This is a genomic window from Microcystis sp. M31BS1, assembly GCF_020245285.1.
Lineage (GTDB): Bacteria > Cyanobacteriota > Cyanobacteriia > Cyanobacteriales > Microcystaceae > Microcystis > Microcystis panniformis.
Map to the genome: position 1 here is coordinate 1 of NZ_JADBVE010000377.1, position 3,162 is coordinate 3,162.

Below are 3,162 nucleotides of genomic sequence, written 5' to 3' on the forward strand. Positions count from 1 at the left end.
AGATGGTTATGCTGGGTGGAGAAGCGGAAAATCAATCTCCTCAACCCGATTTAGAGCAACTTCCCCCCCAACATACTACCTTTAGAAAAATTCTCAACCTCAAACCCTTACGTCGGATTTCTTGTTTTCTTCTGGGTTCTATTACCCTAGTTGCTGATTTACTAAAAGGTTTGTCGATTCACCTTCATCGTTGGAGTTCTTTCCCTCCCACCCCCGTTGATGCTTTTTACTACTCCCCTTCCTCTTAGTTGTAAAATACCTACACCTGTCAGGGGCAAGGGGGGGGTAGGGGAGAATAAATAATCAGTTTTTAATAACCAGATTTAGGATCAGCATTTGCTTGGCTAATTCCAGAGCGGCGATCGCCAGTTATCTTCTCACAGTAGAGAAATGGTCTAGAAATACCCCTAATGAATCATCCGTCTCAAGATAGTCAAGTAGGGTTTTCTATGGTTACAAAATTATGTCAACAATAATAAATTGGCGGCTGTTCCCCGTCAGATAAGGGTGGAAGGTGATGGGATATGAACCTTCGTATTCTCTCAAAAAGTCAAGGTATATATTTGATTGGCTATTGATACAAACACTGGAGAAGTTATTGGTTTTTATCTAGGGTTTGCTGAATAAATATAAAAACCTTGTTGGGTAAGACTTTTAGACTTTTTGTCAATCAAAAAGTACCGGACTGGGAGTGATCAGAGGTAAAATTCCGGGACTTTTTCCCTGAAAATTAGGTAACTGACTACCTCAAAATCGGTAAAACCCTACACCCCACACCCCACACCCTGCCCCCACCAACAAACTTTTTCAGCAGACCCTAAATAATACTTTTCGACAACGGGTTTTCCGGTTAGTGAGAGAGAGTCTATCGTTCTCTAAAAAAATGGAGAATCAGCTTGGGTATCCCTTTGGTATTTTATCCATGACTACAATGGCCAAGAAAGTAAAGCGTTAAGCCATCATCGCTACTTCTGAATCAGCAGCAAATTAGGTTACACTTCATCTTGATGAGAAACGCTGTCCAGGAGCAGCGAGTCTCATAATCGCTACAATAAATAATAGATAAAATCCTAATTGCGAGGAAAGCCTATCGATACCATCTTCGGCAATACCCAGGGACTGAAAGCTAGTCAGATGAAACAGCTACAAAGGCTGTATCATGAACGCTTGCCTATCGATACTCTCACCACCCCAGAATTCGCCCAAAGACTGGCGGCTATCAGTACCGATATCCATCAACCCCTCTGCACCTATATCAACCGTCGCGGCCAGGTAATTCGTGTGGGAGTGGGAACCCCCCGACAAACCCAATTTTCTCTCTTGGAACTACCCCGCTACGGTTCCGAGCGTCTTTGCGGAATTCGTTGCATCGCCACGGAACTTAAGCAGGAACCGCCAAAAGAATCCAGTTTAACCGCCATGGCTCTGCAAAGATTAGACGCACTGGTGATCTTAACATTAACTGGTACAGGCATGATCCGTCGCGGTGGTGGGGCGACCGGTTATGTGGAGCAAGTCTATCTGGCGCATCTCATACCACAAAGTCAAACAAATGTCAATAGTAATATATACTGGTCTGTTTCCCCGCCCTTAAATCTAGAGGATTTAAGCAAACAGGACTTTTTAGAGTTAGTGGAAGGACTAGAGGCGGAGTTTCAGCGAGAATTTACCGCTATAACCGTTGATAAAGCCGAAGATCGGGTGCTATTGGTTGGTTTGATCACCGACGATATCAGCGATCGCCAGTTTGAGGACGGTTTAAGGGAATTAGAGCGTTTAGTTGATACCGCCGGGGGTAAAGTTTTGCAAGTCACCCGACAAAAACGGGATCATCCCCATCCTCAAACAGTGATCGGTTCGGGAAAAGTGGCAGAAATCGCCCTACAGGTGCAAACTTCGGGGGCTAATTTAGTTGTATTCAATCGAGACCTTTCTCCCGCCCAAATTCGCAATCTAGAGAACCAAATCGGGGTGAGAGTGGTCGATCGCACCGAGGTAATCCTGGATATTTTCGCCCAACGGGCCCAATCGCAAGCGGGTAAACTACAGGTAGAATTAGCCCAATTAGAATACACTTTACCCCGTCTCACCGGGCGCGGATTAGCCATGTCGAGATTAGGGGGAGGAATTGGCACTCGCGGACCGGGGGAGACAAAATTAGAAACAGAACGCCGAACTATTCAACGTCGTTTATCCCGTCTCCAGGATGAGGTGGATCAACTGCAAGCTCATCGTTCCCGTTTACGCAAACAACGGCAAAAACAAGATGTAGCCAGTGTGGCGATCGTCGGCTACACCAATGCGGGAAAATCTACTTTAATTAATGCTCTCACCGCTGCCGAAGTTTATACCGCCGATCAACTGTTTGCTACCCTCGATCCCACCACCCGACGCTTAACTATTACCGATCCCCCCACCCAAGTCTCTCACACCCTGTTACTAACCGATACGGTGGGTTTTATCCACGAATTACCCCCCTCGCTGGTGGATGCTTTTCGGGCAACTTTAGAGGAAGTAACGGAAGCAGACGCATTACTCCATCTGGTGGATCTCTCCCATCCAGCTTGGGAAAGTCAGATTGCCTCGGTGTTAAAAATCCTCTCGGAGATGCCGATTCAAACCGGTCCGATGTTAATGGTGTTTAATAAGTTGGATCAGGTAAAAAGCGAGGATTTGGAAATAGCTAAGGAAAAATATCCCCAAGCTGTTTTTATCTCGGCTATTCGTCGACTAGGATTGGAAACTTTAAAACAAAAGTTAATCGATTTAATTGCTTAAGTATAGCAGTAAGCTGTCAGTATTCAGGAGACAGGAGTTAGGAGTCAGTATTCAGGAGTCAGGAGATTATTTTTATTTATTCTTACCACTTCCTAATTCCCACTTCCTAATTCCCACTTACCACTTCCTAATTCATAATTTATAATTTATAATTCCCACTTCCTAATTCCTAATTTATAATTCCCACTTCCCACTCTCCCATACCTTTTAAACAGGATTTTGTATCAGTTATTCAGTTATTATAACGGCTCTTCGTTACTTGTTATGGTTCGATAGGGGGGCATAAATCGACTAAATCCTTATCTGGCAAGAGACTTAATTGATTAGTTCGCTCTAGATAAAAAACAATTGACAAAAATCGCTAAATGCCTTTCTCTATAAGGG

At 44.2% G+C, this 3,162-nt stretch carries 2 protein-coding genes; both read left to right on the top strand.

Annotation, left to right across the window (positions count from 1 at the left end):
* The first annotated feature begins 2 nt into the window (after positions 1 to 2).
* Positions 3 to 248, top strand: coding sequence for a hypothetical protein (locus IM509_RS21170; RefSeq protein ID WP_002790238.1), 246 nt, complete (start codon positions 3 to 5; stop codon positions 246 to 248).
* A gap of 826 nt (positions 249 to 1,074) precedes the next feature.
* On the top strand, positions 1,075 to 2,778 hold the full coding sequence (hflX, locus tag IM509_RS21175) for a GTPase HflX (protein ID WP_002789215.1): 1,704 nt from the start codon (positions 1,075 to 1,077) through the stop codon (positions 2,776 to 2,778).
* Positions 2,779 to 3,162 lie beyond the last annotated feature (384 nt).

Bases quoted from the DNA above. Each gene is read 5' to 3' on its own strand.
- IM509_RS21170 (WP_002790238.1), top strand. From the start codon at position 3: ATGGTTATGCTGGGTGGAGAAGCGGAAAATCAATCTCCTCAACCCGAT.